The organism is Blautia sp. MB18-30, assembly GCF_023669475.1.
Classification (GTDB): Bacteria; Bacillota; Clostridia; order Lachnospirales; family Lachnospiraceae; genus Blautia_A; species Blautia_A fusiformis.
The window spans coordinates 156,458-172,717 of record NZ_JAMOYY010000001.1; the positions used below are offsets into that span (position 1 = coordinate 156,458).

Sequence of the window (16,260 nt, forward strand, 5' to 3'; positions counted from 1 at the left end):
GGGAACTTATCTGATCGCATCCTTCATCTCTTTCACATAAGCCTTCACCTTCGGCACGCAGTCTTTGCCGTAGGCACCACAGAGCTTCACGATCGCAGATCCTACAATGGCACCGTCCGACTGGTCTGCCATTTTTTTTGCCTGCTCCGGGGTGGAGATTCCGAATCCTACTGCACATGGGATGTCTTTCTGGGATTTTACCAGCTTCACCATAGCTCCGATATCTGTGGTAATGCTGGTACGCATTCCTGTTACACCAAGGGACGATACGCAGTAAACAAAGCCTTCCGCCTCTTTTGCGATCATAGCGATCCTCTCATGGGAGGTCGGTGCGATCAGGGAGATCAGGTCAAGGCCGTACTGTTTGCACACAACATCAAACTCTTCTTTTTCCTCAAAGGGAACATCCGGAAGGATCAGTCCATCCATTCCAACTTCTGCTGCTTTCTTGATAAAACGCTCTGTTCCGTAAGAAAATACTACGTTTGCATAGGTCATGAATACCATTGGGATTTTTGTATTTTTACGGATTTTTTCTACCATTGCAAAAACTTTATCTGTAGTCACGCCGCCTGCAAGTGCCCGGACATTAGCTTCCTGGATCACAGGTCCCTCTGCGGTAGGATCTGAGAACGGGATCCCAAGCTCGATCAGATCTGCTCCTGCTTCTTCCATTGCATAAACCAGCTGCTCTGTTACCTTCAGAGACGGATCTCCGCAGGTTAAAAAAGGAATAAATGCTTTTCCGTTTGCAAATGCTTCTGTAATTCTCTTATTCATGAATATCCTCCCCTCTGTAGCAGGCAATTGCCGCACAGTCCTTATCTCCACGTCCTGAAATGGTAACTACCATGATCTTGTCCTTTCCAAGTGTCGGTGCGATCTTTTTCGCATAGGCCACTGCGTGGGCACTTTCGATCGCAGGAATGATTCCTTCTGTTCTGGAAAGATATTCAAAAGCATCTACTGCTTCGTCATCTGTAACAGAAACGTACTCTGCTCTTCCGATATCATAAAGGTATGCATGCTCCGGACCTACACCCGGATAATCAAGACCTGCGGAGATGGAGTATACCGGTGCGATCTGTCCGTATTCATCCTGGCAGAAGTAGGATTTCATACCATGGAAGATTCCGAGACGACCAGTTGCGATGGTTGCCGCAGTCTCCGCAGTATTCACGCCACGTCCTGCTGCCTCACAGCCGATGAGACGAACGTCTTTGTCCTCAATGAAATTGTAGAAAGTTCCGATAGCATTGGAGCCGCCGCCCACACAGGCCAGGACAACATCCGGAAGTCTTCCCTCTTTTTCCAGCATCTGTTCTTTGATCTCCTTGGAGATCACGGCCTGGAAATCACGTACGATGGTCGGGAACGGGTGCGGGCCCATAACAGATCCCAGTACATAATGGGTATCTGCAATACGGTTTGTCCACTCACGCATGGTCTCGGAAACGGCATCCTTTAAGGTTGCGGTTCCGCTTGTAACTGCATGGACCTTTGCTCCGAGGAGACGCATTTTATATACGTTCAGAGCCTGCCGCTCGGTGTCCTCTTTTCCCATAAATACCTCACATTCCATTCCCATCAGTGCTGCTGCGGTTGCAGTTGCAACACCGTGCTGGCCGGCTCCTGTCTCTGCGATGACACGGGTCTTGCCCATTTTTTTTGCCAGGAGCACCTGACCAAGTACGTTGTTGATCTTGTGGGCTCCTGTGTGGTTTAAGTCTTCTCTTTTCAGATAGATCTTGGCTCCGCCAAGGTCCTCGGTCATATGTGCCGCATAGTAAAGACGGGATGGTCTTCCTGCGTATTCATTGAGAAGCTCTGTGAGCTCACGGTTGAATTCCGGGTCGTTTTTGTAATGGTTGTATGCTTCCTCAAGCTCCAAAACAGCGTTCATCAGTGTTTCCGGGATGTACTGTCCGCCATGGATGCCGAATCTTCCTTTTGACATGTTATATTTCCTCCTTTATGTTCCTTACTGCGTATACTGCTTCTAATATTTTATTCGGGTCTTTGTGACCGTCGGTTTCTACACTGCTGCTTAAATCTACTGCCCAGGGGTGAAGCAGATGTATGGCCGATTCCATATTTTCACAGCCCAGACCTCCTGCCAGAAACCAGGGACGTTTGATCGCCGGTACCAGACTCCAGTCGAAAGTTTCTCCTGTTCCTCCTGCGCCCTGATCCAGCAGAATATAGTCTGCTTCCGAACGGATCGCTTTCTTTATATCTGCTTCTGTTTTTATGGAAAAAGCCTTTATCAGAAGCTGGTCTGTCATGGTCTTAAGCTGTCTGATATAATTCTCGTCCTCCTGGCCGTGAAGCTGTGCCAGTGCGATGGTTCCTTCGTTTAAAAGCTGTGCGGGAAGCTCCACCGGTGCATTGACGAATACGCCTACCGGCAAAATGCTCTCATCCAGTTCTTCCTGGAGAGCCTTCAATTGCTCCACGGTAACGTTTCTTCTGCTTTTTGGGAATTCTACAATGAATCCTGCAAAGTCCGGTTTTGCTTCGTTAACTGCCTGGATATCTTCCGGACGGGTCAGGCCGCAGATCTTGATTCTGGTTCTGCTCCCATGTTTCAACTGTTGTTCTCTCATATTCAGTCAATCCTGCCCTTTCTGTCTAACCCTGCACCTTCCTGTTTCGTTACTATTTGCTGCTGGTCAGCTCTGTTACTTATTTGCTCTATTCTTTCGTTTGGCCTTTATACAAGCGCTCTACCATTCAGATTTTCCAATGCAGCTTTCTTATCCGGGCTTCGCATCAGGGTCTCACCGATCAGGACTGCACCTACCCGGTTTCTTTCCAGGATAGCGATATCACCTGCGTTTTTGATTCCGCTCTCAGACACAAAGACCACATTGTCCGGTGCCAGGTTTCGAAGACGGATGCTGTTATTCATATCAACCTTAAAGGTTTTCAGGTCACGGTTGTTTACACCGACGATCTTTGCACCTGTCTTTAATGCTCTTGCCACTTCATTCTCGTCATGAGCTTCCACCAGTGCATCCATTCCCAGAGTTTCTGCAAGCTCTCGGTATTCCAGGAGTTCCTGGTCATTTAAGATAGCACAGATCAGAAGCACTGCCGATGCACCGAATGCTCTTGCCTGGTAGATCATGTACTTATCCACCGTGAAGTCCTTCCGGAGGACCGGGATATCCACCGTTTCTGTGATCTCACGGAGATAAGCATCGCTTCCCATGAAATAAAATGGCTCTGTGAGGCAGGAGATTGCAGATGCACCTGCTGCCTCGTATTCTTTCGCAATTTCCAGATACGGAAATTCCGGTGCGATCAGCCCCTTGGAGGGGGAAGCTTTTTTTACTTCACAGATGTAAGACATACCCGGCTTTTTCAACGCTTCCAGAAAGGACGGCTGCTGTGGCGCTTTTTCTGCCAGGGTTTTCAACTGATCCAGGGGAAACTGAAGTTTTTCCTTCCGGATACGTTCTCTTGTTTTTTCTGCGATTTCCTCCAGAATGTTTTTTTCGCTCATTCTTTGTTTGTCTCCTTGGTATTTCAGTTCAACTCTCATTCGGCAATTTCAAGAAGTCTGACAGATTAATGTTTCCGTTCATATCTCTTCTGATAGGAATTGCCGATTTCTCTTCTGCCGCTATTATTTTCAAATCTCGTTACTTAATTTGATGAATTCCGCAAGCTTGGCAGCAGCTGCACCACTGTCGATCAGATCTTCAGCCTTTCTTACGCCGGCTTCCAGGCTCTCTGCCTTTCCTGCGATATAAAGTGCTGCACCTGCGTTCATGCAGACCGCCTGACGCTTCGGGCCTTTTTCGGTTCCGTTTACAATGGCTTTTGTGATCTCTGCGTTCTCTGCCGGTGTGCCGCCTGCCAGATTTTCTTTGCTGCAGCGTGTATAGCCGAACTGCTCCGGTGTGATCTCATAGGACTGGAACCATCCGTCCTTGATCTCGCACACAGAAGTCGGTGCGCTCATGGAGATCTCATCCAGCTTATCCTGCCCGAAAACTACCATTCCGCGGTTCACGCCAAGCTTCATCATAACCTGTGCCAGAGGCTCTACCAGAGACTGGTCAAAGACTCCCATCAGCTCCATGTTTGCGCCTGCCGGGTTGCTTAATGGTCCGAGGATATTAAATACCGTGCGGATTCCCAGCTCTTTACGGATCGGTGCCACATATTTCATGGCAATATGATAATTCTGGGCGAACAGGAAACAGATGTTGATCTTTTTCAGGATCTCTGCACTTTTTTCCGGCGGGATGGTGATCTTTACGCCAAGTGCTTCCAAAACATCTGCTGCACCGCTCTTGGAAGATGCTGCACGATTTCCGTGTTTTGCTACCGGAACGCCACCTGCTGCGATCACAAGAGAAGATGTCGTGGAAATGTTAAAGGAGTTTGCTCCGTCACCACCGGTTCCTACGATTTCCAGAACATTCATATCGTGGAGGAGCTTGATGCAGTGTGCACGCATTCCGGCTGCTGATGCAGTGATCTCATCAATAGTCTCTCCTTTCAGGGAAAGTGCAGTAAGGTAGGATGCCATCTGTACCGGTGTTGCCGCTCCGTCCATGATCTCATTCATTACGGCTTCTGCTTCGTCATATGTAAGATCTTCTTTTTTTGAAAGCTTGATGATTGCTTCTTTGATCATTGTTGTTTCCTCCTGTTCTGTAACGATTCTATCTTTTATGGATTGCTGTTCTCTGTCTTATCTGTCTCTGATAACCTTCATAAAGTTCTCGATCATTGTTTTTCCATCCGGTGTCATAACAGATTCCGGATGGAACTGTAATCCGAATATCGGATATTCTTTATGCTCCAGTGCCATCACCTCTCCGTCCTCAGACTCAGCGGTAACAACCAGTTCCTCCGGTAAGGTATCCCGGATAGCTGCCAGTGAGTGATATCTGGCTGCCGGAAAAGTTTCCGGAAGTCCTTCAAACATCCGGCTCTTTCCAACTTTATGTATCTCTTTCTGCTTTCCGTGCATCAGCTCTTTTGCGTAGGATACTGTCCCTCCGAAGGCTTCACAGATGGACTGATGTCCAAGGCAGATACCCAGGATCGGCAGCTTGTCTTTGAAATATTTTATGGATTCAATACAGATTCCCGCATCCTCCGGTTTTCCCGGACCAGGGGAAAGGATCAATGCCTCCGGCTTTATGGCCTCCAGCTCTTTGATGGTCACTTCATCATTTCTTACCACTTTGATATCCGGCTCCACAGAACCGATCAGCTGGTAAACATTGTAGGAAAAGCTATCATAATTATCGATCAGTACTATCATTCCAGTCCCTCCTGTGCAGTTTCGATTGCCTGTACAACGGCTCTTGCCTTGTTGCAGCACTCCTGAAATTCACTTTCCGGAATACTGTCTGCTACGATCCCTGCTCCTGACCGGATACAGATCTCACCGTTTTTCTTATAAACCAGGCGAATGGCAATACAGGTATCCAGGTTTCCGGCAAAATCCAGATATCCGATGGCTCCGCCGTAAATTCCTCTCTTGTTCTGTTCCAGTTCCTGAATGATCTGGCAGGCACGGAATTTCGGAGCTCCGGAAAGTGTTCCTGCCGGAAGAATGGCATCTACAGCGTCTACCGCATCCCTGTCATCCCGGATCTGGCCGGTAACTGTGGAACCAATATGCATCACATGAGAAAAACGCTCGATGCACATATATTTTTCTACGTTCACGGTACCGATCTTACTGATCTTTCCGATATCATTTCGACCAAGATCCACCAGCATATTATGCTCGGCACGTTCCTTCTCATCAGCCAGGAGTCCTTTTTCCAGCGCCAGGTCCTCTTCTTTTGTCTTGCCTCTTGGTCTTGTTCCTGCAAGCGGGAAGGTACTTAATTCTGTTCCTGCAAGCCTGGCAAGTGTTTCCGGGGAGGCTCCTGCAATCTCAATATCATCACTGGAAAAATAAAACATATACGGCGAAGGATTGGTAGCCCTGAGAACACGGTATGTATTAAACAGACTTCCCTCTGCTTTCGCTCGCATCGGATTGGAGAGCACCACCTGGAAAATATCTCCTTCGTGGATGTAATGCTTCGCTTTCTCAACCATCTCACAGTATTTTGCTTTCGGGAACTGCGGCTCAATGGAAGATTTCAGTTTCAAAGACGGAAATTCCTTCTGTTTTCCGTTTCGGATCAGATCTGTCATCTCTTCTAATTTTGCTTCCGCCTTCTGATAGGAATTTTCCGGATCATCCGTCATCACACCGGTGATCAGAAGCACCTTCTGTCTGTAATGGTCAAAGGCGATCACCTGGTCAAAAAACATCAGATCCATGTCCCGGAAATCCTGTACTGTCTCGTCGGTAAGCTCCAGCTTCGGCTCGCTGTACTTAATATAATCGTAGGAAAAATATCCTACCAGACCTCCGGTAAAGGTCGGCATATTTTCCAGCACTGGGCTTTTGTATTCTTTCAGGATCTCCCGAATAGCATCTCCCGGATGCTTCACCTGCTGTACGGTTTTTTCTTCAGTTCCGTCCTCATGGATCCTGCGGATCTGAAGCTTTCCGTCTGTACAGGTGATCTCCATGGATGGCTCATATCCCAGGAAGGAATAGCGTCCCCATACCTCTGTCTGGCTGGCACTTTCCAGAAGATAGCAATGTCTGCTGGCTGTGCGTAAGGTCCTCATGACTTCTACGGGTGTATAGCGGTCGGAATACAGCTCTCTGCATACAGGGATTCGCCGGTATTCGCCTGACTGTGCGAGTTCTTTGATTTTTTCTAATGTTGGATACATATACAGGCCCTCCTGAGTTTTTCATTCCTTACCGGAGGACGGGACATTCGTGATCTGCATTCGCTGCTTGCTCATGAAATCAAAGAAAAGCCCGTCTCCGACAGAATCTGGTTCTGTCAGGGACGAGCTCTAAATTCAAAATCACCCGCGGTGCCACCCTGATTCACGGTCTGACCCGTGCACTTGGCGGAATACCTTCATATTCCCGGCAACTGACGTATGCCCTCACGTCACAGAATACTTGATACCCGAAAATATCTTTCCCTGTGCCCTCTGCGGTCCATTTGATAAACTGCCTCTCGACCCGGCTCTCACCCTCCCGGACTCTCTGTGCGCGCATGAATATCTTTATCTCCGCTTCAACGGTTTAGTGGTTTAGTGGTTTACTCAATCAAACTTTTTCTATAAAATAGCACAGCTTTTCTGATATGTCAATACAAATGTTGAAAAAAATATCATTTTGTTCTATAATTGTATGAAAGTAATTGTTATAAATATTACATAAGAAAGGAGTTTCACCAGAAAAACACTATGGCTGAAAGAAATACAAACACCTGGCTGGATACCCCCGATCCACAGGTTTTTATCAAAAATTCCGCAAAATTTAATGATCTGATGATGATGTATCGATGTACGGTCCGTGAGGTACGCACCAAGCTGGAAGTCCTCAACGATGAATTTTCATTGGAATATAAACGTAACCCGATCTCCTTCATCAAAACAAGGATCAAAAAGCCGGAAAGCATTTACAAAAAGCTCAAAAAGCTCGGCTATGAGTTTACTGCGGAGAATATTCAGAATCAGCTGAATGACGTGGCAGGCATCCGTGTTGTCTGTGCCTTTATCGATGATATCTACACTATTGCAGACCTGATCACCAGGCAGGATGACATTACCGTCATCCAGGTAAAGGACTATATCAAAAATCCAAAGCCAAACGGCTACCGCAGTTATCACATGATCGTGGAAATCCCCGTATTCTTCTCCAAGGGAAAAACTCCCATGCGTGCAGAGATCCAGATCCGTACCAACGGTATGGATTTCTGGGCAACTCTGGAGCATCAGCTGCGTTACAAGCAGAATATCGAAGAAATGGACGGTTATGAGGATGTCAGCAATGAACTGCTGAACTGCGCCCGCACTGTGATCGATATGGATAACGAAATGCAGCGGATCAAAAACAAGATCGGACAATTCCATGATATTTAAAAAAACAGTTGAGGCTGTTACAGCCTCAACTGTTCTTTCTCACTGTTTTTCACCCGGAACGCCCGCGGTGTCATGTGATAATGTTCCTTGAATACCCGATGAAAATAACTGTTATTTTCATAGCCTACAGCCGCAATGATGTCACTGACAGGCAGATCTGTTTCACACATCAGCTCTACAGCCTTGTTCAGACGTTTTCTCTGAAGAAGTTCCTTGAAATTAAACCCTGTGCTTTTCTTGATCATCTTACTGAGGACATGCATGGGAAGATGCAGACGACCACAAAGCTCCGTCAGCGTAGCAGTCCGGTATTTCTGTTCAATATAATCCAGTGTTGTCATAGAGATCATATTTTCGTACTGATTGGGCAGACGCATCTCCACATTGAGAATATTGTTCTTCTGATTTCCGATGACGGTGTTGGGATTTCGCCGGAAATCCTGTCAACTATCCTTTCCGGAAAGGGAAAAAGCCAGTCCGGCGGCACCAATATCGCAGTTTATAATACACACCGGAGACTCCAAATTCTCTATGGAAATAATTACGGACTCACTTATTCCAGCAAGCCTGGAGAAGGGACAGAGGTTGAGATCCGCTTCCCTGCACATCGCGAAAAGTAACTTATGTTCCACAAAAATCTTTATTCAGAAATGAGGTATGACACTATATGAATACACAGCCAGAAGCTCTTTTATATAATTTTAACGACCCGGAACGGCTTCGCCAGATCCGCCGCTATCTGAATCGTCAGAAGGTTAAGACACGGATCGTCACTGCGCCGGAATTTCTTCATCCGCTAGGATATCTTTTTGAGATTCCGGGATTTCATCCCTCATCCCAGTTTAATCTGGGAAACAATTTCAGTGATGAGATGATCGTGCTGAAGGATTTTTCCAGTGCACAGATGGATAGTTTTCTTGCTTTTTTCCGTGAAAACCAGCTCCCGCCTGTTGCACTGAAGGCCATGCTCACACCGGTAACTCAGCACTGGTCTTCCATCCAGCTGCACGATGAGCTTTCCAGGGAGCACACACTTATGCATAAAAAATAACTGCAAAACCAAAATCTGCCGAATCTGCCTGCCGAATCTGCCTGTTGCATTTCCGGCAGATCTTTTTTATCTTATTTTTCCCACTGAAAAAGGAGACCGCTCCGCGCAGTCTCCTTTTTTGAATATGTTTTAGGTTGAATACATAAGAAAGAATTTATCTTGTCACGATATCTACCGGTACGTTAAAGATTTTTGCAACCTTCAGGATCGTATCGATGTGTCTTCCTGTAGCAGCTGCCATATGGTGTGTCGGGCAGCCTCGCTCCAGCGGTTAACGAACTCTCTTGCTCCGCATGTGAAGCGTGTTCTCATGTTTGTATCACCGAAGGAAAGAATCGGTCCCTCCTCGTTTACGCCCTCAGCTACAACGAATTTGAAGTTTCCGTCTTTATCCTGAGTGAACGCAAGGTAGGTCACCGGACCTGTGTACGGATAGAACTGTGTCAGATATCCGCCGCCTGTTTTGCCATGGCAACCTTCATGTCACCCTCTACCGCACATGCAGTACCCTGTTTGATCAGCATGGAGAATGCCGGGATCAGCATACTGTCAAGGACACCTGCTTTACCCTGTGCAAATCCGTCATAATGAGAAGCGATCATTCCAAGATGCTCGTCTTTTACCCATTTCTCAAAATTGTGTTAACTAACATAATAAGACCTCAAATTATTTATGCTTTGTATACTTTAATACCAAAGGACTCATGGATGGTTGTACGAGCCTCCTCGATCGTTTTAAACTCCTCGGCCTTCAGCATCTGTGCTGTGATATTACCGATTGCAGTAGCCTCACCAGGGCCTGCATGGATTTCTTTCTTTGTAGCTTTTGCAGTCAGCTCATTTAAGTATCCTGCATTGGAACCACCGCCTACGATATGGATACGGCTGTAGGTTCTTCCTGTCATCTCCTCGATTTCTTTTGCAATCTTAGCGTAGCAATCTGCAAGGCTTGTATAGATAACGGTTGCAATCTCGCCAAGAGTTTCCGGAACCTGCTGTCCTGTTCTGCGGCAGTAGTCCTGAACCTCTTTTGTCATGTTCTCAGGAGAAAGGAAGCACTCATCGTTTGCGTTTACTCTTGACGGGAAGTCTTTTGCCTCCTCAGCCATCTCGCAGATCTGTGCAAAGCTGTACGCATCATCAAACTCATGACGTACAGACTGGATCATCCAGAGACCCATGATGTTCTTCAGATAACGAAAACGTCCTGCATATCCACCCTCGTTTGTGAAGTTCATCTCACAGCTCTTCTCAGAGCAGTCTGCTTCTTTTCTCTCGATTCCCATCAGAGACCATGTTCCGGAACTGATATAAATGAAATCGTCATCATTTGCAGGCACAGCCAGAACTGCAGACCCTGTATCATGTGTAGCCGGTGCTACAACCTCAAGATCAAAGCCAACTGCTTCCTTCACTGCGTCTGTTAAATGTCCGATGCTTGTGCTAGGCATGATCAGCTTCTGGAATATCTTTCTTGGATATCCCAGCATATCGATCAGCTCATAATCCCAGTCCTTGGTTGTCGGGCATACAAGCTGTCCTGTGGTTGCCTCTGTGTACTCGCAAGTTTTTTCGCCTGTAAGAAGAAAATGAAAGTAGTCCGGTACATGAAGAAGTGTCTCAGCCTGCTCCAGATACTCAGGATGTTTCTTCTTCACTGCCATCAGCTGATATACTGTATTGTAGATCGCTTTCTGGATACCGGTTCTTGCATACAGATCTTTCAGGGAAATTGTCTTATAAACTTCCTCGTCCATTCCCTCTGTACGATGATCACGGTAGCCTACTGTATTGCCAAGAACCTTGTCGTCCTTGTCAAGAAGCACAAAGTCAACACCCCAAGTATCAACACCCATGCTTACCGGGATCTTGCCGATCTCTTTACATTTCTTAAGACCGTTTACGATCTCGTTGAAAAGGCGGTCAAACTCCCAGCAGAGTTCTCCGTCTTTCTTAACCATACCGTTCTCAAAACGATAGATTTCTTCCAGGATCATTTTTCCGTTTTCCATATGTCCCAGAATGTGACGTCCGCTGGATGCTCCGATATCTACTGCTAAATAATATGTTGCCATTTTTAAATCCTCCTCAATATGTAAGCTTCTGATCACTTTCATATCTGATGTTGTATTTATCATACATCAGGATCCTTCCGGTGATAAGAACCTCTTTTGTCAAAAAAAGTGTCTTTATTTGCCAATAATACAGTGATTATTTATGAACTACTACATTATTTGTTTAAAAAATCCGCTGACTGAATCAGCCAGCGGATCTCTTATTTCATACGTCCGTGAACGCAATCCGCGTTCATTATAACTTCACGATCTTATCAATTATATGATTAGTCATAAAGGTTAGGAGCGATATCCTCGTCTTCCATATTTGTTGCATCATACCAGTAACCGTCTGTAGGAACATCCTCAAGCTCCTGGCCGTTTGCTGCTGCTGTCAGAGCGTAGATTGCATAGTATCCCATCATAAGAGGAGACTGTGTAACAGCACCAACGAATGTGCCATCTTTAACAGCTGCTTTGATGATAGAACCAGCATCGAAACCAACACCAACTACATCACCGTTTGCCGGGTCAGAACCAAGAACGTTAAGGTTAGCATTTGCTGCAAGAACACCCTCTGCGGAAACCTGGTTGGAACCGAAGATTGCAATACAGTTCTCCTGGGAAAGGATTGCCTGTGCCTCTGTGGAGCAGAGCTCTACAGTTGTCTGTGCCGGAACAGCTACCTGGATAACAACGTCAGCGTCTTTAGCGTCTGCGTCAGCACCCTCTGCTGCGTTTACATAGAACTCGTTACCGCTTACTGCAACTGTCTTGCCATCAGCCTGAAGAAGCTCGATCATCTTGTTGATGAATCCTGTACCACGCTGCTGGATGTTCTGAGCTGTTGCATCCTGGTTAACCTCACCGATTACAACCTGTCCCTCAGCATCTTTAACAACGTCTTTAATGCTGTTGTACATATTCTCAGCTGCTACTGCACCAGCCTGTGCGTTGTCTGTACAAACCTCGCATACTACAGATCCCTCTGGAGCATCAGCGATACCTGTATCGAATGTTACAACCGGGATTCCTTTTTCTGCACATGTCTTAAGTGCATCTGTAACGGAAGATGTATCACAAGCTGCAAGTCCTAATCCAACAGGATTGGAAGCGATAGCTGTGTTGATCATGTTAACCTGGTCAGCGATATCGGACTCACTGTTCGGTCCCTGTGGTTTATAATCAACGCCCAGCTCCTTAGATGCTTTCTTCATACCTTCCTGAGCTGCATCCCAGTATGTGGACTGGAAAGATTTAACCATCATCGGGAACACATAAGCTTCGTTTGCTTTCAGTCCGTCGAACTGTGCAGTAGGATCCTCAGCTGCTGTGGAATCTGCAGATTTCTCTGTTGCTGCATCTTCTTTCTCCTCAGCTGCAAAAGCTGCAGTTGCACTCATGCTTGTTACCATTGCTGCACAGAGCATTAATGCCATAACCTTTTTTGCTTTCATATAATATTTCCTCCTTAAATATATTATATATTTTTTTTATGTTCATACGCCATTGCTACCCCTTGGCGTTTCACATCTTTGATAATGGGTACTGTCACATTTCTCTGTGAACAGCACCCTTTTTCACATTATATCTCACTGCTTATCAGTGAGCTGCTTTTTTCTCTTTCAGGATATCGATCAGAACGGCTACGATCAGAACGATACCAGTGATGATCTGCTGCCAGTTTGCCTGCAGGCCGATATATGGAAGACCTGTTTTCAGAAGCATGATGACGAAGATACCAACGAATGTACCGATCACGGAACCATATCCACCGGTAGCTGCTACACCACCAACGAATACACCACCGATAGCATCCATCTCAAGTCCGGCACCAGTACCAGGCTGTACAGTAGGTGTTACTGCTGCGTATGCGATCGCTGCAAGACCTGTAAACAGACCGCAGACAACGTATACCATTACGTGATAGAACTTTGTATTGATTCCGGAAAGGGCTGCTGCCTCTTTGTTGGAACCGATTGCAATTGTATAACGACCGAATTTGGTGTGGTTCAGGATGTACTCCATAAGAAGAACCAGAATGACCATCCACAGGAATCCAAGCGGATAACGGGAAGCACTTCTTCCTGTACCAACAGTTACTTTAAAGATTGTGTGGAACCATCCACCATCCTGTGTAAGTCCCGGCCAAGGTGTCGCACTGCAGAGAGATCCGGCACCACGGGTGATCATACAGGTACAAAGTGTTGCCAAAAATGGCGGCAGGTTCATAACACCGATCAGTACACCGTTCAGTGCACCGACTGCGATACCAAGAACAACACAGATCAGCATTGCCAGAGCTACCGGGCAATTGTTGTTTCTGATCAATGTTCCGGCGATCAGTGCGTATGCTACCATACCAGTTCCGATTGACAGGTCAACACCACCAGTGATAAGCGGGAATGTAACTCCGATCGCCATAAGAAGATCGTAATATGAGAAATCCAGCATACTCAGGATCGTGGTGTACTGTCTGAATTCTTTACTCAAGCCTGAGAATATTGCACACAGGACAATGATAACGAGCAAAACAATAAATCTCTGATCACTTAAAATACTTTTTTTCTTCTTAGTCATGACTTTCCTCCTTAATCGATATTCCGTGTGGCCTTGTCCATGATGTTTTCCTGGGTTGCCTCGGAGATATCAATACATCCGGTAACTTTACCCTCACACATGATGATGATACGGTCACTCATTCGGAGAACTTCCGTCATCTCAGAAGAAATCATGATAATGGATTTTCCTTCTGCTGCCAGTCTGTTCATTAATTTGTAGATTTCGTTCTTAGCACCAACATCGATACCTCTGGTAGGCTCATCGAAAATAAGGATGTCACTGTCTCGTGTCAGCCATTTTGCGATAACTACCTTCTGCTGGTTACCACCGGAAAGGTTAACTACCAGCTGGTCTGTAGTAGGTGTCTTAGTTGCAAGTTCGTTTACATATTTCTCAGCAACTTTTTTCTCTTTTGCTTTGTTGATAAAGATACCATTGGTAAACTCTTCCATTGTTGCCAGTGTTGTATTCTCTGTTACAGATTTCTGTACAACACAGCCGTATCTTCTTCTGTCCTCTGACAGATAACCGATACCGTATTTAACAGCATCCTGCGGGCTGTTGATGGTAACTTCGTGAAGCTGTCCATCTTTACCCATAACAGAGATCTTACCACTCTGTTTCGGGTCTGCTCCGAACAGTGCTCTGGCTGTCTCGGTACGTCCTGCACCCATCAGTCCTGAGAAACCAAGGATCTCACCTTTCTTCAGTTCAAAGCTTACATCTTGAACCATCTTTCCTGCGTTCAGATGTTCAACCTTAAGAACTACCGGTGCATCTGCCGGAACTGCACTCTCCTGCTTCGGATCCTCATAAATAACACGACCAACCATCATGTTGATGATATCTTCTTTTGTACTGTCTTTTGTGATGAGAGTTCCTACGTAACCACCATCTCGCATGACTGTTACACGGTCTGTGATGGTTTTGATCTCATCCATACGGTGTGAGATATACACGATACCAAGATTTTTCTTACGAAGGTCACGGATGATCTCGAACAGATCCGCGATCTCTTTCTCGGTAAGTGCTGCGGAAGGCTCATCGAAGATGATGACCTCAGCTTTATGAGAGATTGCTTTTGCGATCTCACACATCTGCTGTTTTCCGACTGTCAGGTTTTTCATCTTTTCCTTCGGATTGATCTCAATGTTCAGATCCTGGAAAAGCTTCTTTGAATCCTCGATCATCTTTTTGTCATCAATGCGGAAACCTTTTTTCGGCTCACGTCCGATAAAGATGTTCTGAGCAACGGTAAGATCACCTACCATGTTCAGCTCCTGATGTACGATTACAACGCCGGCATCCTGTGCCTCACGTGTATTGTGGAATTCTGTTTCCTGTCCTTTGTAAACGATGGAACCTGAATCCTTCTGATAAATACCGGTAAGAACCTTCATCAGTGTTGATTTACCGGCACCGTTTTCTCCCATAAGTGCATGTACTTCGCCGCGTTTTACTTCGAAATTAACGTGATCCAGAGCATGAACTCCAGGAAAGGACTTATCAATGTCCTTCATAGTTAAAATAACTTCACCCATTGTCGCATCCTCCCTCTAAGATCAGTTCTTTCTGCGTCTTGCAGAAACGTCGATATAAACTGCAACGATAACGATGATACCTGTGATGATCATCTGCTGTCCTTTACCAAGACCAAATGCCATGATGCCCTGCTGAAGAAGAGAGATGATGAATACGCCGATTACAGTACCGCCGATGGAAGCAAGTCCACCAACCATGGATGTACCACCCATAACGCAACCTGCAATAGCCTCGTTGTTGTACTGATCGCCATAGCCAGGCTGAACAGTTGTGTATGTAGCTACAAAGAAGAGTGCTCCAATACCTACCAGGAATCCGCAGATCACATAAGCAAGCATTTCCCATTTCTTTGTGTTAACACCGGAAAGGCGGACAGCCTCTTTGTTGGAACCAAGGCAGAGGATGTAACGTCCCGGTTTTGTGTTGTAAAGAACGATACCGCAGATAACTGCCATTACCAGGAAAATAATAATTCCTACAGGGAAGCCGTTTACGGAAACGATATTACGGAACCAGCCGTTTGCATCGCCAGCTGCCGGCCAGCTTACGGACTGTGTTTTTGTGAATACAGAAGCAATACCTTTTGCAATGTTCATGGATGCCATGGAAATAATGAATGGTGGCACTGACATGTAAGAAACCATCCAGCCATTGAAAATACCAAAGCAGAGACCGATCAGAATGCAAAGGATCATGGCAACTGCACAGGGAACCTTGTAAGATGTCATGCAGTAACCGGATACCAGTGCACAGCAGAACATTACAGGTCCGATGGAGAAATCAATTCCTCCTGTAGCGATTACGAATGTAACGCCAAGTGACAAGAAGCCCAGGAAGTACACATAGTTCAAAGTAGATCTGATACTATCAACAGCCGGAAACTTGTTTCCAAGAACTACTTTAAAAACCAGGAACATAAGAATCAGAACACAGACAAGAAGTATTCTGTTCAATCCGAGCTTCTTAACGATTGGATTTTGTTTTAAGTTTTCCAATTTTTACCCTCCTCACGTTTTGCACGTATCTTGTGTTTTCTTGGTTATTATAATACCGTCAAAAATCAATAATTGTA

17 protein-coding genes are annotated in these 16,260 nt (G+C 45.9%); 3 read left to right on the forward strand and 14 right to left on the reverse strand.

Annotated features, from left to right (window positions below; translation table 11 throughout):
- Nucleotides 1–6: 6 nt before the first annotated feature.
- The 7 genes from trpA to trpE all read right to left on the reverse strand — a co-directional run bounded on the left by trpA (nucleotide 7) and on the right by trpE (nucleotide 6,771).
- Nucleotides 7–780: a tryptophan synthase subunit alpha gene (trpA, locus tag NCY57_RS00725; protein ID WP_250789348.1), complete on the reverse strand. Its 774-nt coding sequence runs from the start codon at nucleotides 778–780 to the stop codon at nucleotides 7–9.
- A complete protein-coding gene (gene trpB / locus NCY57_RS00730) occupies nucleotides 773–1,957 on the reverse strand; it encodes a tryptophan synthase subunit beta (protein WP_250789349.1) in 1,185 nt (394 codons plus the stop codon). Before trpB ends, trpA begins: the two co-directional genes overlap by 8 nt.
- A gap of 1 nt (nucleotide 1,958) precedes the next feature.
- Nucleotides 1,959–2,606, reverse strand: coding sequence for a phosphoribosylanthranilate isomerase (locus NCY57_RS00735; RefSeq protein ID WP_092068540.1), 648 nt, complete (start codon nucleotides 2,604–2,606; stop codon nucleotides 1,959–1,961).
- A gap of 107 nt (nucleotides 2,607–2,713) precedes the next feature.
- Complete coding sequence (trpC, locus tag NCY57_RS00740) at nucleotides 2,714–3,508, reverse strand: indole-3-glycerol phosphate synthase TrpC (protein WP_250789351.1); 795 nt, start codon at nucleotides 3,506–3,508, stop codon at nucleotides 2,714–2,716.
- Between the two features lie 129 nt (nucleotides 3,509–3,637).
- The gene (gene trpD, locus NCY57_RS00745; RefSeq protein ID WP_250789352.1) at nucleotides 3,638–4,651 is read right to left on the reverse strand and encodes an anthranilate phosphoribosyltransferase; all 1,014 of its coding nucleotides are present in this window, start codon (nucleotides 4,649–4,651) and stop codon (nucleotides 3,638–3,640) included.
- A gap of 57 nt (nucleotides 4,652–4,708) precedes the next feature.
- A complete protein-coding gene (locus NCY57_RS00750; protein ID WP_250789354.1) occupies nucleotides 4,709–5,287 on the reverse strand; it encodes an anthranilate synthase component II in 579 nt (192 codons plus the stop codon).
- Nucleotides 5,284–6,771, reverse strand: a complete 1,488-nt coding sequence (gene trpE, locus NCY57_RS00755; RefSeq protein WP_250789356.1) for an anthranilate synthase component I — start codon at nucleotides 6,769–6,771, stop codon at nucleotides 5,284–5,286. Before trpE ends, NCY57_RS00750 begins: the two co-directional genes overlap by 4 nt.
- Before the next feature lie 531 nt (nucleotides 6,772–7,302).
- Between trpE and NCY57_RS00760 the strand changes: the two genes are divergently transcribed.
- Complete coding sequence (locus tag NCY57_RS00760; protein ID WP_015527292.1) at nucleotides 7,303–7,980, forward strand: GTP pyrophosphokinase; 678 nt, start codon at nucleotides 7,303–7,305, stop codon at nucleotides 7,978–7,980.
- 17 nt (nucleotides 7,981–7,997) lie between these two features.
- On the opposite strand, the gene NCY57_RS00765 is transcribed toward NCY57_RS00760, so the two are convergent.
- Complete coding sequence (locus tag NCY57_RS00765; protein WP_242981978.1) at nucleotides 7,998–8,357, reverse strand: helix-turn-helix domain-containing protein; 360 nt, start codon at nucleotides 8,355–8,357, stop codon at nucleotides 7,998–8,000.
- Between NCY57_RS00765 and NCY57_RS16985 the strand changes: the two genes are divergently transcribed.
- On the forward strand, nucleotides 8,250–8,600 hold the full coding sequence (locus NCY57_RS16985; RefSeq protein ID WP_015527294.1) for a sensor histidine kinase: 351 nt from the start codon (nucleotides 8,250–8,252) through the stop codon (nucleotides 8,598–8,600). The two genes, NCY57_RS00765 and NCY57_RS16985, sit on opposite strands and share 108 nt — an antisense overlap.
- A 47-nt stretch (nucleotides 8,601–8,647) precedes the next feature.
- Complete coding sequence (locus tag NCY57_RS00775) at nucleotides 8,648–9,031, forward strand: DUF3783 domain-containing protein (RefSeq protein ID WP_015527295.1); 384 nt, start codon at nucleotides 8,648–8,650, stop codon at nucleotides 9,029–9,031.
- A 443-nt stretch (nucleotides 9,032–9,474) separates the two neighbouring features.
- On the opposite strand, the gene NCY57_RS00780 is transcribed toward NCY57_RS00775, so the two are convergent.
- The 6 genes from NCY57_RS00780 to NCY57_RS00805 all read right to left on the reverse strand — a co-directional run bounded on the left by NCY57_RS00780 (nucleotide 9,475) and on the right by NCY57_RS00805 (nucleotide 16,183).
- A complete protein-coding gene (locus NCY57_RS00780; protein WP_015527296.1) occupies nucleotides 9,475–9,633 on the reverse strand; it encodes a hypothetical protein in 159 nt (52 codons plus the stop codon).
- Between the two features lie 68 nt (nucleotides 9,634–9,701).
- Nucleotides 9,702–11,105, reverse strand: coding sequence for a rhamnulokinase (gene rhaB, locus NCY57_RS00785; RefSeq protein ID WP_015527297.1), 1,404 nt, complete (start codon nucleotides 11,103–11,105; stop codon nucleotides 9,702–9,704).
- Between the two features lie 266 nt (nucleotides 11,106–11,371).
- Entirely contained in the window at nucleotides 11,372–12,541 is a 1,170-nt protein-coding gene (locus tag NCY57_RS00790; protein WP_129974802.1) for a substrate-binding domain-containing protein, read from the reverse strand.
- A 145-nt stretch (nucleotides 12,542–12,686) separates the two neighbouring features.
- Nucleotides 12,687–13,664 (reverse strand): ABC transporter permease, encoded by a 978-nt coding sequence (locus tag NCY57_RS00795; RefSeq protein ID WP_118608415.1) that lies wholly within the window; start codon nucleotides 13,662–13,664, stop codon nucleotides 12,687–12,689.
- Between the two features lie 11 nt (nucleotides 13,665–13,675).
- Nucleotides 13,676–15,187: a sugar ABC transporter ATP-binding protein gene (locus NCY57_RS00800; protein ID WP_118608416.1), complete on the reverse strand. Its 1,512-nt coding sequence runs from the start codon at nucleotides 15,185–15,187 to the stop codon at nucleotides 13,676–13,678.
- Nucleotides 15,188–15,208: 21 nt separating this feature from the next.
- Nucleotides 15,209–16,183, reverse strand: coding sequence for an ABC transporter permease (locus tag NCY57_RS00805; protein ID WP_250789357.1), 975 nt, complete (start codon nucleotides 16,181–16,183; stop codon nucleotides 15,209–15,211).
- Nucleotides 16,184–16,260: the final 77 nt, after the last annotated feature.

Bases quoted from the DNA above. Each gene is read 5' to 3' on its own strand.
- trpA (WP_250789348.1), bottom strand. From the start codon at position 780: ATGAATAAGAGAATTACAGAAGCATTTGCAAACGGAAAAGCATTTATT.
- trpB (WP_250789349.1), bottom strand. From the start codon at position 1,957: ATGTCAAAAGGAAGATTCGGCATCCATGGCGGACAGTACATCCCGGAA.
- NCY57_RS00735 (WP_092068540.1), bottom strand. From the start codon at position 2,606: ATGAGAGAACAACAGTTGAAACATGGGAGCAGAACCAGAATCAAGATC.
- trpC (WP_250789351.1), bottom strand. From the start codon at position 3,508: ATGAGCGAAAAAAACATTCTGGAGGAAATCGCAGAAAAAACAAGAGAA.
- trpD (WP_250789352.1), bottom strand. From the start codon at position 4,651: ATGATCAAAGAAGCAATCATCAAGCTTTCAAAAAAAGAAGATCTTACA.
- NCY57_RS00750 (WP_250789354.1), bottom strand. From the start codon at position 5,287: ATGATAGTACTGATCGATAATTATGATAGCTTTTCCTACAATGTTTAC.
- trpE (WP_250789356.1), bottom strand. From the start codon at position 6,771: ATGTATCCAACATTAGAAAAAATCAAAGAACTCGCACAGTCAGGCGAA.
- NCY57_RS00760 (WP_015527292.1), top strand. From the start codon at position 7,303: ATGGCTGAAAGAAATACAAACACCTGGCTGGATACCCCCGATCCACAG.
- NCY57_RS16985 (WP_015527294.1), top strand. From the start codon at position 8,250: ATGCAGACGACCACAAAGCTCCGTCAGCGTAGCAGTCCGGTATTTCTG.
- NCY57_RS00765 (WP_242981978.1), bottom strand. From the start codon at position 8,357: ATGCGTCTGCCCAATCAGTACGAAAATATGATCTCTATGACAACACTG.
- NCY57_RS00775 (WP_015527295.1), top strand. From the start codon at position 8,648: ATGAATACACAGCCAGAAGCTCTTTTATATAATTTTAACGACCCGGAA.
- NCY57_RS00780 (WP_015527296.1), bottom strand. From the start codon at position 9,633: ATGATCGCTTCTCATTATGACGGATTTGCACAGGGTAAAGCAGGTGTC.
- rhaB (WP_015527297.1), bottom strand. From the start codon at position 11,105: ATGGCAACATATTATTTAGCAGTAGATATCGGAGCATCCAGCGGACGT.
- NCY57_RS00790 (WP_129974802.1), bottom strand. From the start codon at position 12,541: ATGAAAGCAAAAAAGGTTATGGCATTAATGCTCTGTGCAGCAATGGTA.
- NCY57_RS00795 (WP_118608415.1), bottom strand. From the start codon at position 13,664: ATGACTAAGAAGAAAAAAAGTATTTTAAGTGATCAGAGATTTATTGTT.
- NCY57_RS00800 (WP_118608416.1), bottom strand. From the start codon at position 15,187: ATGGGTGAAGTTATTTTAACTATGAAGGACATTGATAAGTCCTTTCCT.